This window comes from Deinococcus aestuarii, assembly GCF_018863415.1.
GTDB lineage: Bacteria > Deinococcota > Deinococci > Deinococcales > Deinococcaceae > Deinococcus > Deinococcus aestuarii.
The window spans coordinates 534,144-550,165 of sequence record NZ_JAHKSN010000001.1 but is presented as its reverse complement, the minus strand read 5'-3'; the positions used below and the strand labels follow the sequence as shown (position 1 = coordinate 550,165).

The 16,022-nt window shown below is 70.9% G+C and carries 19 protein-coding genes; 11 read left to right on the top strand and 8 right to left on the bottom strand.

Translation table 11 applies throughout. The annotated features are described in order from the left end of the window. The first annotated feature begins 2 nt into the window (after window positions 1–2). Together IC605_RS02695 and IC605_RS02690 are read left to right on the top strand one after the other, a co-directional pair. Window positions 3–791 (top strand): SDR family oxidoreductase, encoded by a 789-nt coding sequence (locus tag IC605_RS02695; protein ID WP_216318526.1) that lies wholly within the window; start codon window positions 3–5, stop codon window positions 789–791. Between the two features lie 11 nt (window positions 792–802). After that, window positions 803–1,894 (top strand): aminopeptidase, encoded by a 1,092-nt coding sequence (locus IC605_RS02690; RefSeq protein ID WP_216318523.1) that lies wholly within the window; start codon window positions 803–805, stop codon window positions 1,892–1,894. Between the two features lie 46 nt (window positions 1,895–1,940). On the opposite strand, the gene IC605_RS02685 is transcribed toward IC605_RS02690, so the two are convergent. Beyond that, window positions 1,941–2,576: a CBS and ACT domain-containing protein gene (locus tag IC605_RS02685; protein WP_216318520.1), complete on the bottom strand. Its 636-nt coding sequence runs from the start codon at window positions 2,574–2,576 to the stop codon at window positions 1,941–1,943. A 117-nt stretch (window positions 2,577–2,693) separates the two neighbouring features. Here IC605_RS02685 and IC605_RS02680 point away from each other — a divergent pair, with 117 nt between their 5' ends. From IC605_RS02680 to IC605_RS02670, 3 genes are all read left to right on the top strand, one after another. After that, entirely contained in the window at window positions 2,694–3,185 is a 492-nt protein-coding gene (locus IC605_RS02680; protein ID WP_216318517.1) for an OmpH/Skp family outer membrane protein, read from the top strand. An 85-nt stretch (window positions 3,186–3,270) separates the two neighbouring features. After that, entirely contained in the window at window positions 3,271–3,747 is a 477-nt protein-coding gene (locus IC605_RS02675; RefSeq protein ID WP_216318513.1) for an OmpH/Skp family outer membrane protein, read from the top strand. A 66-nt stretch (window positions 3,748–3,813) separates the two neighbouring features. Further along, window positions 3,814–4,203 carry a carboxymuconolactone decarboxylase family protein gene (locus IC605_RS02670; protein WP_216318510.1) on the top strand — a complete coding sequence of 130 codons (390 nt, stop codon included), beginning with the start codon at window positions 3,814–3,816 and terminating at the stop codon, window positions 4,201–4,203. Window positions 4,204–4,245: 42 nt separating this feature from the next. Here the strand turns inward: IC605_RS02670 and IC605_RS02665 are convergent, their stop codons facing one another. Then, entirely contained in the window at window positions 4,246–4,902 is a 657-nt protein-coding gene (locus IC605_RS02665; RefSeq protein ID WP_216318507.1) for a hypothetical protein, read from the bottom strand. A 298-nt stretch (window positions 4,903–5,200) separates the two neighbouring features. On the opposite strand from IC605_RS02665, the gene IC605_RS02660 reads away from it, so the two are divergent. The 4 genes from IC605_RS02660 (at window position 5,201) to mnmA (ending at window position 9,001) form a co-directional block, all read left to right on the top strand. After that, window positions 5,201–5,962: an electron transfer flavoprotein subunit beta/FixA family protein gene (locus IC605_RS02660; protein ID WP_216318503.1), complete on the top strand. Its 762-nt coding sequence runs from the start codon at window positions 5,201–5,203 to the stop codon at window positions 5,960–5,962. A gap of 70 nt (window positions 5,963–6,032) precedes the next feature. Next, a complete protein-coding gene (locus IC605_RS02655) occupies window positions 6,033–6,983 on the top strand; it encodes an electron transfer flavoprotein subunit alpha/FixB family protein (RefSeq protein WP_216318500.1) in 951 nt (316 codons plus the stop codon). A 159-nt stretch (window positions 6,984–7,142) separates the two neighbouring features. Further along, entirely contained in the window at window positions 7,143–7,793 is a 651-nt protein-coding gene (locus tag IC605_RS02650; protein WP_216318497.1) for a phospholipase A2, read from the top strand. Between the two features lie 86 nt (window positions 7,794–7,879). Then, entirely contained in the window at window positions 7,880–9,001 is a 1,122-nt protein-coding gene (gene mnmA, locus IC605_RS02645; protein ID WP_216318493.1) for a tRNA 2-thiouridine(34) synthase MnmA, read from the top strand. 76 nt (window positions 9,002–9,077) lie between these two features. Here the strand turns inward: mnmA and IC605_RS02640 are convergent, their stop codons facing one another. The 3 genes from IC605_RS02640 to IC605_RS02630 are packed head-to-tail and all read right to left on the bottom strand — an operon-like array spanning window position 9,078 to window position 11,594. Next, entirely contained in the window at window positions 9,078–9,968 is an 891-nt protein-coding gene (locus tag IC605_RS02640) for an NAD(P)-dependent oxidoreductase (protein WP_216318490.1), read from the bottom strand. Further along, window positions 9,949–10,545: a GNAT family N-acetyltransferase gene (locus tag IC605_RS02635; protein ID WP_216318487.1), complete on the bottom strand. Its 597-nt coding sequence runs from the start codon at window positions 10,543–10,545 to the stop codon at window positions 9,949–9,951. Before IC605_RS02635 ends, IC605_RS02640 begins: the two co-directional genes overlap by 20 nt. A 5-nt stretch (window positions 10,546–10,550) precedes the next feature. Then, window positions 10,551–11,594 carry a 3'(2'),5'-bisphosphate nucleotidase CysQ gene (locus IC605_RS02630; protein ID WP_216318484.1) on the bottom strand — a complete coding sequence of 348 codons (1,044 nt, stop codon included), beginning with the start codon at window positions 11,592–11,594 and terminating at the stop codon, window positions 10,551–10,553. Window positions 11,595–11,810: 216 nt separating this feature from the next. Here IC605_RS02630 and IC605_RS02625 point away from each other — a divergent pair, with 216 nt between their 5' ends. Further along, on the top strand, window positions 11,811–12,515 hold the full coding sequence (locus IC605_RS02625; RefSeq protein WP_216318481.1) for a hypothetical protein: 705 nt from the start codon (window positions 11,811–11,813) through the stop codon (window positions 12,513–12,515). Between the two features lie 83 nt (window positions 12,516–12,598). Continuing rightward, window positions 12,599–13,261, top strand: a complete 663-nt coding sequence (locus tag IC605_RS02620) for a hypothetical protein (RefSeq protein WP_216318478.1) — start codon at window positions 12,599–12,601, stop codon at window positions 13,259–13,261. Window positions 13,262–13,331: 70 nt separating this feature from the next. Here IC605_RS02620 and IC605_RS02615 read toward each other — a convergent pair whose 3' ends face one another. From IC605_RS02615 to IC605_RS02605, 3 genes are all read right to left on the bottom strand, one after another. Next, window positions 13,332–14,666: an MFS transporter gene (locus IC605_RS02615; RefSeq protein ID WP_216318474.1), complete on the bottom strand. Its 1,335-nt coding sequence runs from the start codon at window positions 14,664–14,666 to the stop codon at window positions 13,332–13,334. Continuing rightward, window positions 14,651–15,205, bottom strand: a complete 555-nt coding sequence (locus tag IC605_RS02610; protein WP_216318471.1) for a TetR/AcrR family transcriptional regulator — start codon at window positions 15,203–15,205, stop codon at window positions 14,651–14,653. Before IC605_RS02610 ends, IC605_RS02615 begins: the two co-directional genes overlap by 16 nt. 86 nt (window positions 15,206–15,291) lie before the next feature. Further along, window positions 15,292–15,936, bottom strand: a complete 645-nt coding sequence (locus IC605_RS02605) for a hypothetical protein (protein WP_216318468.1) — start codon at window positions 15,934–15,936, stop codon at window positions 15,292–15,294. Window positions 15,937–16,022 lie beyond the last annotated feature (86 nt).

Below are 16,022 nucleotides of genomic sequence, written 5' to 3'. Positions count from 1 at the left end.
GTATGGACCTCGGCCTGACAGACCAACCGGCCATCGTGACCGCCGCGAGCGCCGGACTCGGGTACGCGACCGCCCTCGCCCTCGCCCGCGAGGGGGCGCGCGTTGCCCTCTGCTCCCGCGACTTGGAACGCGCAGGGAAGGCCGCCGAGCGCATTGAGCAGGAGACGGGAACGACCGTGCGCGCCTACGCGGCGGATGTTGCCAATGCTGACAGCCTACGCGGTTTCATCGACCGGGCCGCCGAGGACCTGGGCGGCCTGCGCGTGCTGGTGTGCAACGCGGGCGGCCCTCCTCCTGGGGGCTTCACCAGCCTGACCGAGGCGCACTGGGAGAAGGCCTTCCAACTCACGCTGATGAGCGTTGTTCGCAGCGTCCACGCCGCCCTGCCGTACTTCCGGGCGGGTGGCGGGGGGCGCGTCCTCGCCATCGTGAGCAGCAGCGTGAAACGCCCGCTGGACAACCTCACCCTGTCCAACGCCTACCGTCCCGCCGTGCAGGGGTTGTGCAAGTCGCTGAGCATCGAACTCGCGCCGAACAACGTGCAGGTCAACTGCCTCGCGCCGGGCCGCATCCTCACCGAGCGCATCCAGCAGCTCGACGAGGCCGCCGCCGCGAGACGCGGGATCACCTGGCAGGAGGTCCGCGCCCGTTCCGAGGGGGAGATTCCCATGCGCCGCCTCGGCACCCCCGACGAGTTCGGGCGGGTCGCGGCGTTCCTGTGCTCTGAGGCGGCCACCTACATCAACGGCAGCACCCTGCTCGTGGACGGCGGCGCCGTCACGTCGCTCTAACCGGAGGGCCCATGTCCCTGTACGACCCCGAACGCCACGCGGAGCTGCTCGCCGACTACTGCATCGGCGTCAAGCCCGGCGACCGCGTGTACGTAGGTGCCAGCACCCTCGCCCTCCCGCTGGTGGAGGCCTTGCACCGCGTGTTGCTCAGGCGCGGCGCCCGGCCCGTAGTCCGCCTGAGCTACCCCGAGCAGGACGAGAATGTCCAGCGTTACGCCAGCGACGAGGTGCTGGGCAGCGTGCATCCCGCCGAGGTGGAGGACGCGCGGGCCCTCGATGCGTCCATCCGTATCCTCACGCCCACCCCGCCCGACACTGGCCTCGACCCCGAGCGGGCCGCCCGGCACCGCGCCTCGCTCGCGCCGCTCGCCATGAGCCGCCTGCACCCCCGCTGGAACCTCACCCTGTACCCCACCCCCTTCGGCGCCCAGGCGGCGGGCCTGACCCTGGCCGAGTATGAGGACTTCGTGGCCCGCGCGATGTTCCTGGGCGCGCCCGACCCCGTGGCGAAATGGGGGGAGGTGCGCGCCTTCCAGACCGGACTGATCGAGCGCCTGGCGCGGGCCGACGACGTGCACCTCCTGAGCGAGGACACCGACCTCCACCTGAGCGTGAGGGGCCGCTCGTGGAGCAACAGCGACGCGAGGCGCAACATGCCGTCCGGCGAGGTGTTCACCGCCCCGCTCGAAACCAGCGCGAACGGCCATATTCACTTCGACCTACCCACCCTGTACGGCGGCCAGCCGGTGCGCGGCATCCGTCTCACCTTCCGCGACGGTGAGGTTGTCGAGGCCACCGCGCAGGAGGGCGAGGAGGTGCTGCGGGCCGCCCTGCGCACCGACGACGGCGCGCGTTTCCTGGGCGAATTGGGCATTGGCACCAACGAGGGCATCCAGCGGCCCAGCATGAATATCCTGTTCGACGAGAAGATCGGTGGCACCGTTCACCTCGCCGTGGGACAGGCCTACCCGGAAAACGGCGGCACGAACACCAGCGCCGTCCACTGGGACATGATCCTCGACCTGCGCAAGGGAGGGCGCGTGCGGCTGGACGGGGAGGACTTCCAGGTGGACGGCCGCTTCGTCGGAGACACCGCGCCGTAAGAGGCCCCCTAGGCTCCTGCTGAAAGCCCCGCCCGCCGGTGGACCCCTACTCCACCACGTCGATGCCCGCCTCCCGCACCCGCGCCTTCACGTCGCGCACGCCCTCGCCCGTCACGCGCATCACGAAGCGGCGGCGGGGCTGCCCCTCGCCCCCCCCCTGGCCCGAGGTGGCGACGCTGATGATGTTGCTCGGCAGCACGGCCCCCGCCGCGCGGGCGAGGCTGCCGGGCGTGTCGGGCATCTCCAGGGTCAGGCGCGTGCCCCCCTCGCGCAGGCCCAGGATGTCGGTCAGCGCGCGCAGCACGTCCGTGATCGTGAGGATGCCCCGCAGCTCCCCGGCGCTGTCCAGCACGGGCAGGCCGCCCACCCCGTACTCCTGCATCCGCAGCGCGGCGTCTTCGAGGGACTCGTCCTCCTGCGCGGTGATCACCGGCCGGGCCATCATCTCGGCCACGGTGAGTTTGCTCAGGAGGTAGTTGAGTTCCCAGACGCTCAGGGTGGTCGCCTGGCTGGGCACGGCGTCCTTGAGGTCCTTGCGGGTCGTGATGCCCACCAAACGCCCCTCGTCCATCACGGGCAGGCGGCGAAAGCCCCGTTCCTTGAGCTGCCGCAGGGCCTCCATCACCGTCGTGTCGGGCCTGACCGTGAGGGGGCCGGGGGTCATCCAGTCGCGTACGAGCATGCTGCAACCTTACCTTCCCGGACCCCCCTCCCGGCCTGACGGCCCGCTGATGCGATATGTGAGGAGACTGTGAAGAGATTCATTCGGCTCAGAATGGACCGTGCTAGCTTGCCCGCCATGAAGATCAACGCCACATCTCTCGCTCCCCTTGCCATCGTGGCCGCATTCGGCCTGGGCACCCTCGCCCCGCACGCCCAGACCACGCCGCAGAAGCTCGGCTTCGTGGACGTTCAGCGCATGCTCTCCGCCCACCCCGCCGACAAGGACCTCCAGGCGATTCAGCAGAAGGCCAACGCCGAACTCGAGGGGTTGCAAAAGCAGATTCAGGCCATCGACGCCAAGGGAGCCGGGGCGACTGCCGCCGAGAAGCAAAACCGCACCACCCTCGTCTCGACGATCCAGGCCAAGGCCAAGGCCTACGACGACCAGATGAAGCCCAAGATGCAGACTGTCGAGAAGGCCGTGGACACCGCCGTCAACGCGGTGGCGAAGGCCAACGGGTACAGCATCGTGATGGACCGGGGCGTGGCCGCCCGCAGCGGGCTGGTGGTCTACGCCGACAACGCCACCGACCTCACCGACGCGGCCCTCAAGGCCCTCAAGCCCTGAGGACGGCCGCCCGGGGCCCCCGCCTGAGCGCGGGGGTTTCTGGTTGGAGCCCCCGCCCTCCCCCGCCGAGAGGAGCCCGATCCTGATGAAACCCGCCCTCCTGATCCTGCCCCTGGCCTTGATCGCCACCGTGCCGCACGCCGCGCAGACCCGTGCCCGCGTCGGCATCGTGGACGTGCAGCAGGTCGTCGCCGCCCTGCCCGGCAGCGCCGCGTACCTCAGCCTCACCAAGCGGGTGGACGCCGACATCCAGCGCAAGCAGGCGAGTCTCCAGGGGCTCGTCGCCAAGGCGAACAGTTCGCGCAGCCCGGCCGACATTCAGGCCGCCCAGCGGGCCCAGCGCGACTTCCTGAGCACCCAGCAAAGCCACCAGCAGCGCCTGAACACTGAGTTCAAGCCCCTGGCGGGCCGGATCAACACGACTGTGGCGAACGTCGCCAAGGCGAGCGGCTTCACCGTGGTCCTCGACCGCCGCGTCGCCGCCCAGTCGAACCTCGTCGTCTTCGCCAACACGGCGACGACCGACCTCACGCCCGCCGTGCTCAGGGCCATCAAGAAGTAGGCCCCAACCCCCCGGCAGGCCCCCGTCTCCGCACGCCCGGAGCGGGGGCCTGTTACGCTGCCGCCCATGACGGACGACGACAGGGACGGGCCGGGGGAAGGGGAGACGCACGGGTCGGCGCGCCAGGCGATCTTCGGGGCGCAGGAGGAGCGCATCCTCGCGCGGCTGGCGGCCCTCGACCCGGACCTGATGAGCTACGTGCGCGACTTCGCCTACGACACGGTGTACGAGCGGCCCGGCCTGGACCTGAAGACCAAGGAGCTGATCGCCTGCGCCCTGCTCGTCAGCTTGGGCAGCCCGACCGAACTGCGGACGCACCTGCGCGGCGCCCTGCGGGCCGGGGCCACCGAGCGCGAGGTGCGTGAGGCCCTGCTGCTGTGCGCCCCCTACCTGGGTTTTCCGCGCGTGGTGGCGGCCTTTTCGCAACTTCAGGCGCTGCTGGAGGCGGGGCGGTGAAAAACCCCCACCCGCGAGGGGTGAGGGTTCAGGTGGCGAGGCTCAGAAATTGGTCTTGATGCCGATGCGGGCCTTGAAGACGGTGCCGGGGCGGACGAAGCGGTTGCTGATGTCGTTGTAGCCCGCCTCGCCCGTCTGGAAGGTATCCGAGCCGGTGCTGATGGCAGACCTGAAGAACTGGTCCACGCCCAGGTCGCCCACCAGGCTGAGGTTTCCGGCCAGCGCGTAGCTCACCATCACGCCCGCGCCGATGCCGAAGGCGTTGCTGGAGTAGGTCGTGCTGCCGGAGGCCCCGTAATCCTCGGTCGAGCGGAAGAGGCCGTAGCGCCCACCCGCGTACAGGGTCGCGCCGACGCCAGGGGTCAGCTCGCCCACGCTGTAGGTGCCGTCCACACCGAAGACCGTGTGGCTGCCGTACTCCGTGGCGCCGTTCGCCTTGTAGCTGGCAAAGGTGCCCACCCCCAGGTCGCTGTTGTCGTTGATCGCGTCGTTGGGGCGCGAGTAGCTTGCCCCCGCCTTGATCCCGAAGGGACCCGCGAGGTTGGGCGCGTGGACGAAGACCTCGCCGCTCAGGCCGCCAGCGTACCCGCCGGTGAGCCCGAGTTCGAGACCGCTGCCCGTGCTGAAACCGGCCCCTAAGGTTTGCGCGCCCGCCGTGGCGAGCCCGGCGCTGATCGTGAGTGCAAGAAGCTTGTTCATCTCGCCCGTAGCCTGAGCGCCTAAGATGAGCGGGCGCCCTCATGTGTTTCGTGGCGACTTTATGAACCGGACAGACGGGCGTCAGGTCGGGGGAACCCGGTGGGGGTGTGCGGATGGTCGCCTGCCGCCTCCGGACGGGCCGTCCGGGCACGGGGAACATGGGGGGCGCTGCCAGGGGAGCGACCTTGGCGCCTGCCCGCGCCGCCTGCTAAACTTACACCCGGTTCAATTCTTGACGCTGCCGGAGCGGGCCAGGCCGACAAGGCGGCAGCTCCGGATTCACTCCTGCGGAGGCCCCATGAAGATTCTCACTTTGGTCAGGCAAGTGCCCGACGCGGAGGCCCGCGTCAAAATCAATGCCGGAAGCGTCGATCTGGAGGGCACGACCCTCGTGATCGACGGCATGGACGAGTACGGCGTGGAAGAAGCCCTGCGGCTGCGCGAGGGCGGCGGGGGCGTGGAGGAGATCGTGGCGCTCGCCGTCGGACCCAAGCGGGTGGAGGACGCCCTGCGGACGGCCCTGGCGATGGGCGTGGACCGTGCCATCCACATCGAAACGGGCGAGTTGCTCGACCCCATCGCTCTGAGCCGGATCGTCGCGCAGGTGGCGCAGGCGGAGGGGGCGGGATTGATCCTCGTCGGCGGGCAGGAGGCCGACTGGGACAGCCAGGCGCTTGGGGCCGCGACCGCCGAACGGCTCGGGTGGCCGCAGCTCACCTGGACGAACGAGCTGCAACTGGAGGGCGACCGTCTCACGGGCCGTCACGACGTGGACGACGGCAACGAGAGCTTCCGCGCCTCCCTCCCCGCCGTCGTGACCACCCAGCAGGGCCTCAACGAGCCGCGTTACCCGACCCTGCCCAACATCATGAAGGCCAAGCGCAAGGAACTCCGCAAGGACGACCTCGCCACCTACGGCGTGCAGCCGACCGTGCGGGTGGTGAACGCCGAGATTCAAACCCGCGCCCGCCTGAACCGCATGATCGACGGCAAGGACCCGCAGGCCGCCGCCGAACAGCTCCTCGACCTCCTGCGGAACGAAGCGAAGGTCCTGGCCTGACGCTTCGGGGACGGTCCCTCCGCTTCTTACGAGAGAACACCGTGTCTCTCCACCCCTGGAAGGTGCTGACATGATCCTGATCGTCGCCGAATACGCGGGCGGCAAGCTCGCCAAGTCCACGCTTGAAATGGTCACCGCCGCCCGGGAGTCGGGCCGCGAGGGACCCGTCACCGTCCTCGTCCTCGGGCAGGGGACCGCGGAGATCGCCAACGCCGCCGCCGCCGTGGCCGATCAGGTGCTGGTGGCCGACCTTCCCGCGCTCGCCACCTACAACGCCGAGTTGTGGGCCGCCGCCGCCGCGCAGATCGCGCAGGAGGGGGAAGCACATACCGTCATCATCGGCGGCAGCCGCTCGGGCCGGGAGTACGCGCCCCGCGTCGCCGTGAAGCTCGACGCGCCCTACCTGGAAGACGCGATCCACCTGGCGAGCACGGGCACGGCCCTCCAGGCGCAGCGGTACACCTACCTCGCCCGGGTGACGGAGACCGTCGAGGCCGAGGGTCCGGTCGTCGTCGTGAGCGTCAAGCCCGGTGCGTTTGCCCCCGCCGCCCCGCTGGCCGCCGCCGGAGAGCAGTACGACGTGGAACTCGACCTCCCCGCCGCGCGGGTCGAGGTGACGGGCCGCAGCGTCGAGAAGACGAGCCGCGTGGCGCTCACCGAGGCGGACGTGATCGTGACGGGCGGGCGCGGGGTGGGCAACCCCGAGAACTTCAGCCTGTACGTGGAGGGGCTGGCCGACCGCCTGGGCGCGGGCGTGGGGGCCACCCGTGCCGTCGTGGACGCGGGCTGGCGCCCCTACGCCGAGCAGGTCGGGCAGACGGGCAAGACGGTACAGCCCAAGGCCTACGTCGCGCTGGGGGTCAGCGGCGCCGTGCAGCACCTCAGCGGCATGGGCAAGAGCAGGTACATCGTCGCCATCAACAAGGACGCCGAGGCGCCCATCTTCAAGGTCGCCGACTACGGCATCGTCGGGGACGTGAACCAGATCGTTCCTGCCCTGATCGAGGCCGCCCGGAAGTAGGTTCCGCGTCCGCCGGACCGCCTGCCCCCGTGGGTGGGCGGTTTTTCATGTTCCCTCAGCCTCTTTCTCATGTAGGATGTGCACGTCATCTCAACCCAACGTGGGGGCGGCTCGGGCGGGACGTTCCGGCGCCGGACCCGCGTCCCCCAGGAGACGCGCATGAAGCTTACCCCGTTTGCTGCCGTTGCCCTCGCCCTGACCCTCGCCGCCTGCGGGCAGACACCGGGCGCCTCCACTCCCCCCACCGCGCAGGGCACCCTGACGGCGAGCTACGCCTCCCGTCCCGAGTTGCAGGATGTGGAGAGCCAGGCGATCCTCGCGCGGTACGGGAACGATCCCGGCCTGCTCGCCGCGTTGCAGGAGGCGTACGGGGAGCGGCCCGCCACCTTCGAGCGCCCGCAGGCGCCGCTGATCTCCGGCCTCGACCTCGCGGGCGACCGCCTCGCGTACGTCAAGCGGATCGCGTGGGGCACGGTGCCCGCCTACAACGCGGAGTACGCCAATCAGGCGGGCGTGAACAGCGTCTACCCCGGCCTCGACTGGACGCGCGACGGGTGCAGCGCCCCCGACGGCCTGGGCCTGGGTTACCGCGAGGACTTCCGCCCCACCTGCAACGTCCACGACTTCGGCTACCGCAACCTCAAGGTGTACGAGCGCACCTCCGCCAACCGCCTCGCCACCGACGACGCCTTTTACGCCAACATGAAGACGGTCTGCGCGGCGAAGAGCTGGTATACCCGCCCCGCGTGCTACAGCGCCGCGTACGCCTATTACCAGGGCGTGCGGGTGGGGGGCGGCGCCAGCTTCTGACCTCCCGGGGTGGGTGAGAGGCGGGGCCCACGCTTCTCTCCTGACTCACGGTCTTCCCCCCTCCCGCCTGCTAAGCTCCCCGCCGTATGACGGGTGAGCGCGTTCTGTGTGCGATGTCGGGCGGGGTCGATTCCAGCGTCTCGGCGGCGCTCCTGAGGGACGCGGGCTATCAGGTCGTCGGGGCGATGATGCGCTTCTGGCCGGACGACAAGCGGGCCTCGACCTTCGATACCTGCTGCTCGCCGGACGCCGCCTACGAGGCGCGGCGGGTGGCCGAGCAGGTCGGGGTGCCCTTCTACCTCCTCGACTACCGCGAGCAGTTCCAGCGGCACATCGTGGGCCCCTTCATCGAGGAGTACGCGCGGGGCCGCACGCCCAATCCCTGCGTGAACTGCAACACGCGGGTCAAGTTCGACGAGCTGGTGAGGAAGGCGAAGCTGCTGGGCTGCCGCTACGTGGCGACCGGGCATTACGTCAAGCGGGTGGAGACGGCGGGGGGCGAGGTCCAGTTCCACCGGGGCGACGATCCCCGCAAGGACCAGACCTATTTCCTGTGGGGCACGCCGCGTGACGCCCTGCCCTTCATCCTCTTCCCGGTGGGTGAGCTGGAAAAGCCGCGCGTACGTGAGATCGCCGAGGAACGCGGCCTGCTGACCGCCCGCAAGCCGGAAAGCCAGAACATCTGCTTCGTGCCCGGCAAGGTGCAGGACTACGTGGCCGAGCAGTTGCCGCAGAGCCAGGGGTTCATCCGCGAGATCGGGACCGGCGAGGTCGTCGGCGAGCACCTGGGCACCCAGTTCTACACGCTGGGGCAGAAAAAGGGCCTGGGCCTGTACCGGTCGCACCGCGTCCGCCACGTCGTCCACCTCGACCCGGGGACCAACACCGTCTGGGTGGGCGACTACGAGGACTGTTTGTGGAACGGGCTGCGGGCGGAAGGGACGAACTACCTCCTCGACCTCGCCGAGTTGCCGCGCGAGGTGGAGGTGCAGGTGCGCTACCGGACGAAGCCCGTGCGGGCGACCGTCGTCCACGCCGACGAGCAGGGCTTCGAGCTGCGGTTCGAGGAGCCCCAGTTCGCCGTCGCGCCGGGCCAGAGCGCGGTGCTGTACGCCGGGACGCGGCTGCTGGGCGGAGGCCTGATCGCGGACCACGCGCGGGCGTTGCCGGTGGCGGCGGACGGGCAGCGGGTCGCCGTCCCATCTTGAAGCCCTGAACCTCGACCGCCCGTGCGACAGGCCCAAGCACGGGCGGTCCTGTTTTCAGGGCCTGGGCGACCGAACCTCAGTACGCCTGCCCCGCCTCCACCCGCCCCTCCGGCTCGCGCCCGGCCGCCATCTCCGAGAGAAAAGCCCGGGTGTACTCCGCCCCCCGCGCGACGAGATCGGCGGTCGTGCTGGCGATGTGCGGCGTGATGATGACGTTTTCCTGCGCCCACAGGGGGTGCCCCTCCGGCAGCGGCTCGGGGTCGGTCACGTCGAGGACCGCGCCGCCGAGGTGGCCCGAGTTCAGCCCGTCGAGCAGGGCGCCCGTGTCGATCAGGTTGCCGCGTCCCTGGTTGCTGATCCACGCGCCGGGCTTGAGGCGGGCCAGCACCTCCGCGTTCACGAGGCCCTTCGTCTCCGGGGTGCTCGGCAGGAGGAGGACCACCCAGTCGGCCTCCGAGAGCGCCGCGTCACGCTCGGCCTCGGGGGTGCGCGAGCGAATGCCGGTCACACGGGCCCCGAACGGGGTCAGCAACTCCTCCAGCAGCCTGCCGATGTGCCCGTAGCCCCAGATCACCACCCTCTTCCCGTCCAGTGTTCCGAGGTCCATCGTCGTCGCCCAGCGCCCCTCCCGCCCCGCGTCACGGAAGCGGTGCAGGGCCCGGGCGGCGGCCAGCATTCCGGCGGCGGTGTGGACGGCGACGGCGCGGTCGTGCAGGCGGTGGGCGTTGTAGAGGGTAACCCCCGGCGGCAGATCACCCGCCACATGCTCGATGCCCGCCGTGAGGGTCAGGACCCAGCGCAACCCGGGCCGACCCAGCAACTCGCGGCGCAGCTCGGGGGAGGCGAACCACAGCACCAGCCCCTCGGCGTTCTCGGGCGGAGCCTGCTCGCGGGAGTAGAAGCTCAGTTCCGTGTTCTCCACCCGCACCTCGCGGAACTCGGGTCGGTCAGGCACCAGCACGCGCATCCAGCCACTCTCCTCTCGTGATCTCCATGTGAACGTCGGTGCGGGTCGGCGTGGACGTGCGCCCCACCTCGCGGAAGCCACACGCCACAAAGGCCCGCTGGGCGCGGCGGTTGTGGCCGAAGGTGGTCAGGCGCACGCGCGCGAGCGGCACGGGTCTCGCCCGCCCCTGCTGCCCCACGTCCTGATCCCCGGCAAAGGCCCAGGCGAGAAGCGCCATGACCGCCTCGCGCCCGTAGCCCTGGCCCCACAGCGCCCGCACGCCGATCATCACCCCCAGGGTGGCGAGGGTCGGGGGGGTGGGCGGCGGGGGGCGCAGGTCGTACAATTCCGCGCTGCCGATCAATTCGCCACGTTCACCCAGGACGCCGAAGCCCGCGCGCTCGCCCGTGGCCTCCTCCTCCAGCATGACCCGGCGAAAGAGCCACTCGGGGAGCCGGATGGGCCTCGCGTCGTTCCAGTCGGCGAGTTCGCGGTCGCGGAAGAAGCGGTAGAGGGTGCTCCACTCGGCGGGGCTGAACTCGGGCACCGGTTTGAGGGTGACGCGGCCCCACCCGATGCCCGTGTCCTCCGCCCCCATGCGCGTCAGTCTACCCTCCCCGTTCCCACCGGAGCCGTCCCGAGGGTCCCCAGCGCCCGCGTCACGTCCCGGGTCAGCCGCTCGAGGTGAAAGGCGTCCCCCTCGGCCCGCTCGACCGCGCCCCCCTCCCCCACGACGAGCAGCGCGAGCGGACGCCCCCCCGCGTGCCGCACGAAAACGCCGGGATGTCCGGCGAGGGCGGTCCGGTCCCCCGCCGTGAGCACACTCCAGGCGGGGTCCCCGTCGGTCAGGCCGAGGTGGGCGGTGGGGAGCTTCCGCGCGGCGAGTTCGCCCTCCAGCCAGTCGAGCGCGTCGGGTCGTCCTCCCAGGAGCCCCTGCTCGACGTGGGGCCGGGCGAGGTTGTACCGGATGGGCCGCCCGTCGCGCCGCCGCACGTCGCCGCCCGACGCGCGCACGAGGGCGTGTCCGGCCGCGATGTCCCACTCCGAGCGCGGGCTCATCGTAAAGGTCACGTCCGCCTCGCCCGCCGCGATCCGCGCGAGTTTCAGGGCGATGGAGCCGCTCGGCGCCATCCCGGGCAGGTCGTGGCGGTGCAGCTCGCGCCGGAACTCGGTGTCCGACACGCTCACCACGTAGTCGCTCCGGCTGCTGAAGCCCGCGGCCTGGCCGTTGTTCGTCACGCCGCCGCCCACGACCCCCGCGAAGAGTTCGTCGGTGGCGGGCGCGTACACCACGCCGAGCACAGGCTCCCCCTCCACCGCGAGGCCGATGCTGACGGCGAAGTCGGGGCTGCCCGTCGTGAACTCTTTGGTGCCGTCGATGGGGTCCACGATCCACACGCGCCCCAGGCCGAGCCGCGCGGGGCTGTCGGCGGCCTCCTCACTGAGCAGGCCGTCTTCCGCAAAGGCGGCGCGCAGGCCGCGCAGGATCAACTCCGAAGCCTCGCGGTCGGCGGCGGTCACCGGGTCGTCGGCACCCGTCTTGTGCTCAACGGTGAGCCCCCGGCGCAGGTGCGCGCGCAGCAGCTCCCCGGCCTCCAGGGCGAGACGGGTGGCGACGTGGAGTTCGGCGGACAGAGGGCCACTCATGAGCCGAGGATAGAGCCCTGCGCACCCGGCAGTCGGGCCCCATCCGCCTCGGCGCGCCTGGGCCTGCCCCACTGCCTGCCCACCGGAGGTTGGAGGGCCCTCATGGGGCGGCAGAATTGTAGAGGATGAAGATTTTTTGAGCAGCGTGAGCCCATGATCAACGGCTGCTCACGACGCGCGGTCGGTAGCCTAAGTCATTCCAACAAAGGAGGAACGATGTTGAAACAAGCTACTCTTGCCGGTGTTCTGGTCCTTGGACTTGGATTGGTGGCCTGCGGGCCGAGTCAGACCAAGGTTGATCCCCCGCCCAGCGGCACCGGCACCTACCCCTACAACCCCGCCCCGAGTGCGGAGGAGTCCACCGATACGCGCGTGCCCTACCTGGGCGACTGGGCCTGGGTGGCGAAGCTGCCCGACGGCTCCGAGCGCCTGGGAGTCGTCAGCATCAAGGACCGCGGAGCACCGACGGACCGGGCCAAAAACGGCGGAGTCGGCCTGGGGTACCTCTGCCGCGACGACATCTGTGCCGTTCAGTACGACGCGAGCTACGGGGTCATCAACACCTACACCGGGAACGGCACGGCCCAGCTCGGCGCCGTGTACGTCGATCAGAACAGCACCACCAAGCCGCCGACGAATCGGCTCGCCATCATCGATAGCGACTCCAAGGTGAGCTTGAACGCCCAGAACAACCCTGTGATCGCCGGGCCGGGGACGTGGGTGGAGGTCACCGGGCAGCCCGGGCAGACGGTCAGGGCAGCCTTCGTGCAGATGGACAGTACGCCGGGCGACGACATTTTCGGTGTGCCCCGGACCGCCGCCTTCGCGCAGGCCCGCGAGGCAGCGGCGGCGGTCACCGTCCAACAGGTCAGCCCCCAGTCGCTCCTTCGTCTGCCGACGGTGGTGCCTACCCAGAGGTGAGGCCGGGCCGGGCCGCCGTGAACATCCGTTGATCATGGCCGGTCGGGCTTACTCTGGGCCATCCCAACCCAGGAGGAAACAACGTGAAACAAATGCTTGTCGCAGGTGCCCTGATCCTCGGTCTCGTGGCTTGCGGTGGAAATAAAGTGGGTGGTGGCGGCGGGAGCACCACCTACCCCTATAACCCCGACGCCTCGGCCACGGAGTCGACCGACACGCGCACCCCGTACCGCGGTGACTGGGTTTGGACAGCCAAGCTGCCCGACGGCTCCTACACGTCGGGGGTGTTGGTCATCTCCGAGCGCGGGCAGTCGGCAGCGGCGGCCAAGAACGGCGGGGCGGGTCAGAACGCCCCCTGTGCAGACGCGGGTTGCACCAGCATCAACGTCAATGCCTTCGATTTCGGCCTGATCTATTCGCAGGTCGCCAGCTCCGGGCCCCAACTGGTGGCCCTCCTGGGTGACCCTGCCAGCGAGGCCAACCGGGTGGAGATGATCGACACCGACGGCAAGGTCTCGACCAACGCGCAGGGGCGTGCCGTGCTTTCCGGCGCCGGGAAGGCGGGCACGCAGGCCGCCCGGGTCGCCTTCGTGCAGATCAATTCCGACGCGAACGTGGGAGGCCGGATCGACGCCGTGGTGACCCCCGAGCTCCTCGCCGAGGTGAAGGCCGCCGCCGATGCGGTCGCGGCCCAGAGCCTTCAGGCCCTCCCGTCGAGCCTCGACGGCAAGTCCATGTTGAAGTAAGCCCCAGACCCGGCGGCGGCACCTCTGCGACCCAGGGGGCCGCCGCTGCGTTTGGGTGTGATCTCCGCCCTCAGCCTCCCCCGCGCCCCCCGGTCTGACGAACGGGCGGGGGCAGGACCGGGGACCCGTCCCGGGTCGCGTCCGCCGCCGTCCCCTCCAGCCGCAGCAGGGCGGGGGAGAGGAAGCCCGCCAGGCTCGCCAGCGCCGAGAGCACCCCAGCGGCCACGAACAGCCCGCGCACGCCGAGCCACTCCCCCAGCGGGCCCGCCAGCGCCAGCCCGACCGGCCCGGCCAGCCCCATGACGGTGGAGAGCAGCGACAGCGCGCGGCCCTGGAGCTGGTTCGGGATCACGGTCTGGAGGACGGTGGTCATGGGCGCGTTGCCGTAGCTGAAGGTCACGCCGCTCACCACCCACCACACGACCGCGAGCCAGAAGGCATTCCCCGGCGCCAGGGCGGTGAGGGCCACCGCGAGGCACGACAGCGCGAAGGCCACCAGAACGGTCGCCACCCGCCGCCGGGGAGCGAGCAGGGTCACGGCGAGCCCGCCCGCGATCATCCCGACGCCCGAGAGGCCCTCCATCAGGGCGACCTGCCCCGCGCCGCCCCCGAAGTGTTCCTTGACGAGCAGCGGGGTCAGCGTGAAGGTCGGCATGATCACCAGCACGACGGCCGCCATCACCCCGTAGAGCTGCCGCAGCCCGGGGTGACGCCACACCAGCCGCACGCCTTCCCGGAACTCGGCCCAGACGCCCGCCCGTTCCCCGCGCGGGAGGCGCCGCTGCGGCACCCGGAAGACCAGCAGGGGGAGGATGCCGATCAAAGCCGTCGCCACGTCGATCCCCAGCGCCGCGCCCAGCGGCAGCACACTGATGGCGAGGGCGCCGAGCGGCGCGGCGGCCACCGTCATGACCCCCATCAGGGTCTGGTTCAGGCCCGCCGCCCGGGGCAGGAAATTCGCCGGAACGAGCATCGCCGTGCTCGCCGCCGCCGCCGGGCCCTGGAAGGCCTGCATCGACGAGCGCACGAACATCATCGTGTAGACGTGCCACAGCTCGACCCGCCCCGTGGCGAAAAGGGCGATCAACACGAGCATGCACAGCGCACTCACCGTGTCCGCCGCGATCATCAGGAGGCGGCGGCTGGAGCGGTCGGCGAAGGTGCCCCCCAGCGGCCCCAGGAGCGCCTGCGGGAGCAGCGCCGCCATCCCGGCCGTCGCCAGCGCTCCCACGCTACCCGTCGTGTCGGTGATCCACCACAGCAGCACGAACTGGGTCATCGCCGAGCCCGTCAGGCTGAGGGCCTGCCCGGTGAAGATTGCCCAGAACCGCCGCTGCCAGCCGGGGCCGGGGTCGAGGTGTCCGGACGGGGCGGGGGAGGGCGCCGTGCTCACGTCCGCGTCCATGCCAGCAACTCCTCTCGCAGCGCCGCCCGCCGCCCCGTGTCCAGGTCCGGCAGCCCCGTCAGCGGCCCCAGGCACAGCGCGTCGCAGGCGAGGCGAACCGCGTGGGCGCGCGCCGGGGGCAGGCCGTCCGCCTCCGCCCCGGTCAGTACGAAGGCCTGGGCCTCCCGCAGCCGCTTGATCAGCTCCGGGTGTCCGGCCAGCGGCGCGAGCGCGGCGATCAATGCGTCCTCCCCGGCGGCGGGCGTGAGGCTCACCTCGATGTACGCGCGCAGCCACGCCCCCGGCCTCTTCCCTGAGAGGGCGACCTCACGCGCCCGCGCCGCCTCGACGCGGGCCCGGAACCGCTCGGTCAGTTCCAGCGCCAGCGCCGACAGCAGGGCCTCCCGGCCGGGGTAGTGATGCAAGAGCCCCCCCTTGCTCACCCCCGCCTCGCGCGCCACCGCGTCCAGGGAGAGCGCCGCCCCCTGCGTCTGGAGCACCCTTCCCGCTGCCTCCAGCAGCGCCGCGCGGGTCAGTTCGGGATTGCGGGTCCGGGTCATGATGCCAGCATACCGTCTGGACGGTCGGTAAGGGTGAGCACGGAAAGGGGACGAGGGAGGTCCCGTCCCCCCTACCTGTCGGCGTGTTACTGGTCCTCGTCCGTGCCGGGCAGGGGCCGGGTGCGGGGAGGGCCGCCGTCGATGCCGCCCGAGCCGCCCACGCGGGGGCCCTTGGTCTCGCCGCCCGCGTCCTGGCTGGGGTCGGCGAGGCGGGTGGTGCCCTCCGCGTTGTCGGCGGTGATCACGCTGAAGTCGGAAAAGCTCGCGGGCGTGCCGTCGTCGAAGCTGGGCTCGTCGTTGACGTTGCCGGGAGCGAAATCGACCCCGTAGGCCACCGCGTTGTCGAGCATCTCGCTGCGCAGGGCAGGGTCGATGCCGTCGTCGTAGGCGACCCCCGCCCCCGCGAGCGCGTCGTCGCCGCCGCTGTCGCGCTTGCCGCCCGTGACGTCGCCCGAGCGCGGAAAGTCCTCCTCGGTCTCGGTCACGTCCCGGATCAGCTCGGCGTTCGACTGGGTGTCCTGGTTCGCCGGGTCGTCGTCCTCCGGCAGCGAGAAGTCCATCGTCTCCGCGCCCGTCACGCTGGCGCCGCCCACCGGGCGCAGCTCGGCGTCGGTCGGCTCGCGGTCGTCCCGGTCGAGGTCCTCGCCGGTCACGGTGGCGTCGTCGTCCAGCCGGGCATTCAGCTCGGGGTCGATGTCGGTGGTGGGGTCGCGGTCGGTGGGGTCGGTCATGAGCTTCCTCCTCGAAAAGGCGCCCGGTGCCGGGGCCGTGTCGCCACGAATTAGAGCGGACGGCCAAGTCCCCGCCGATGAGGACT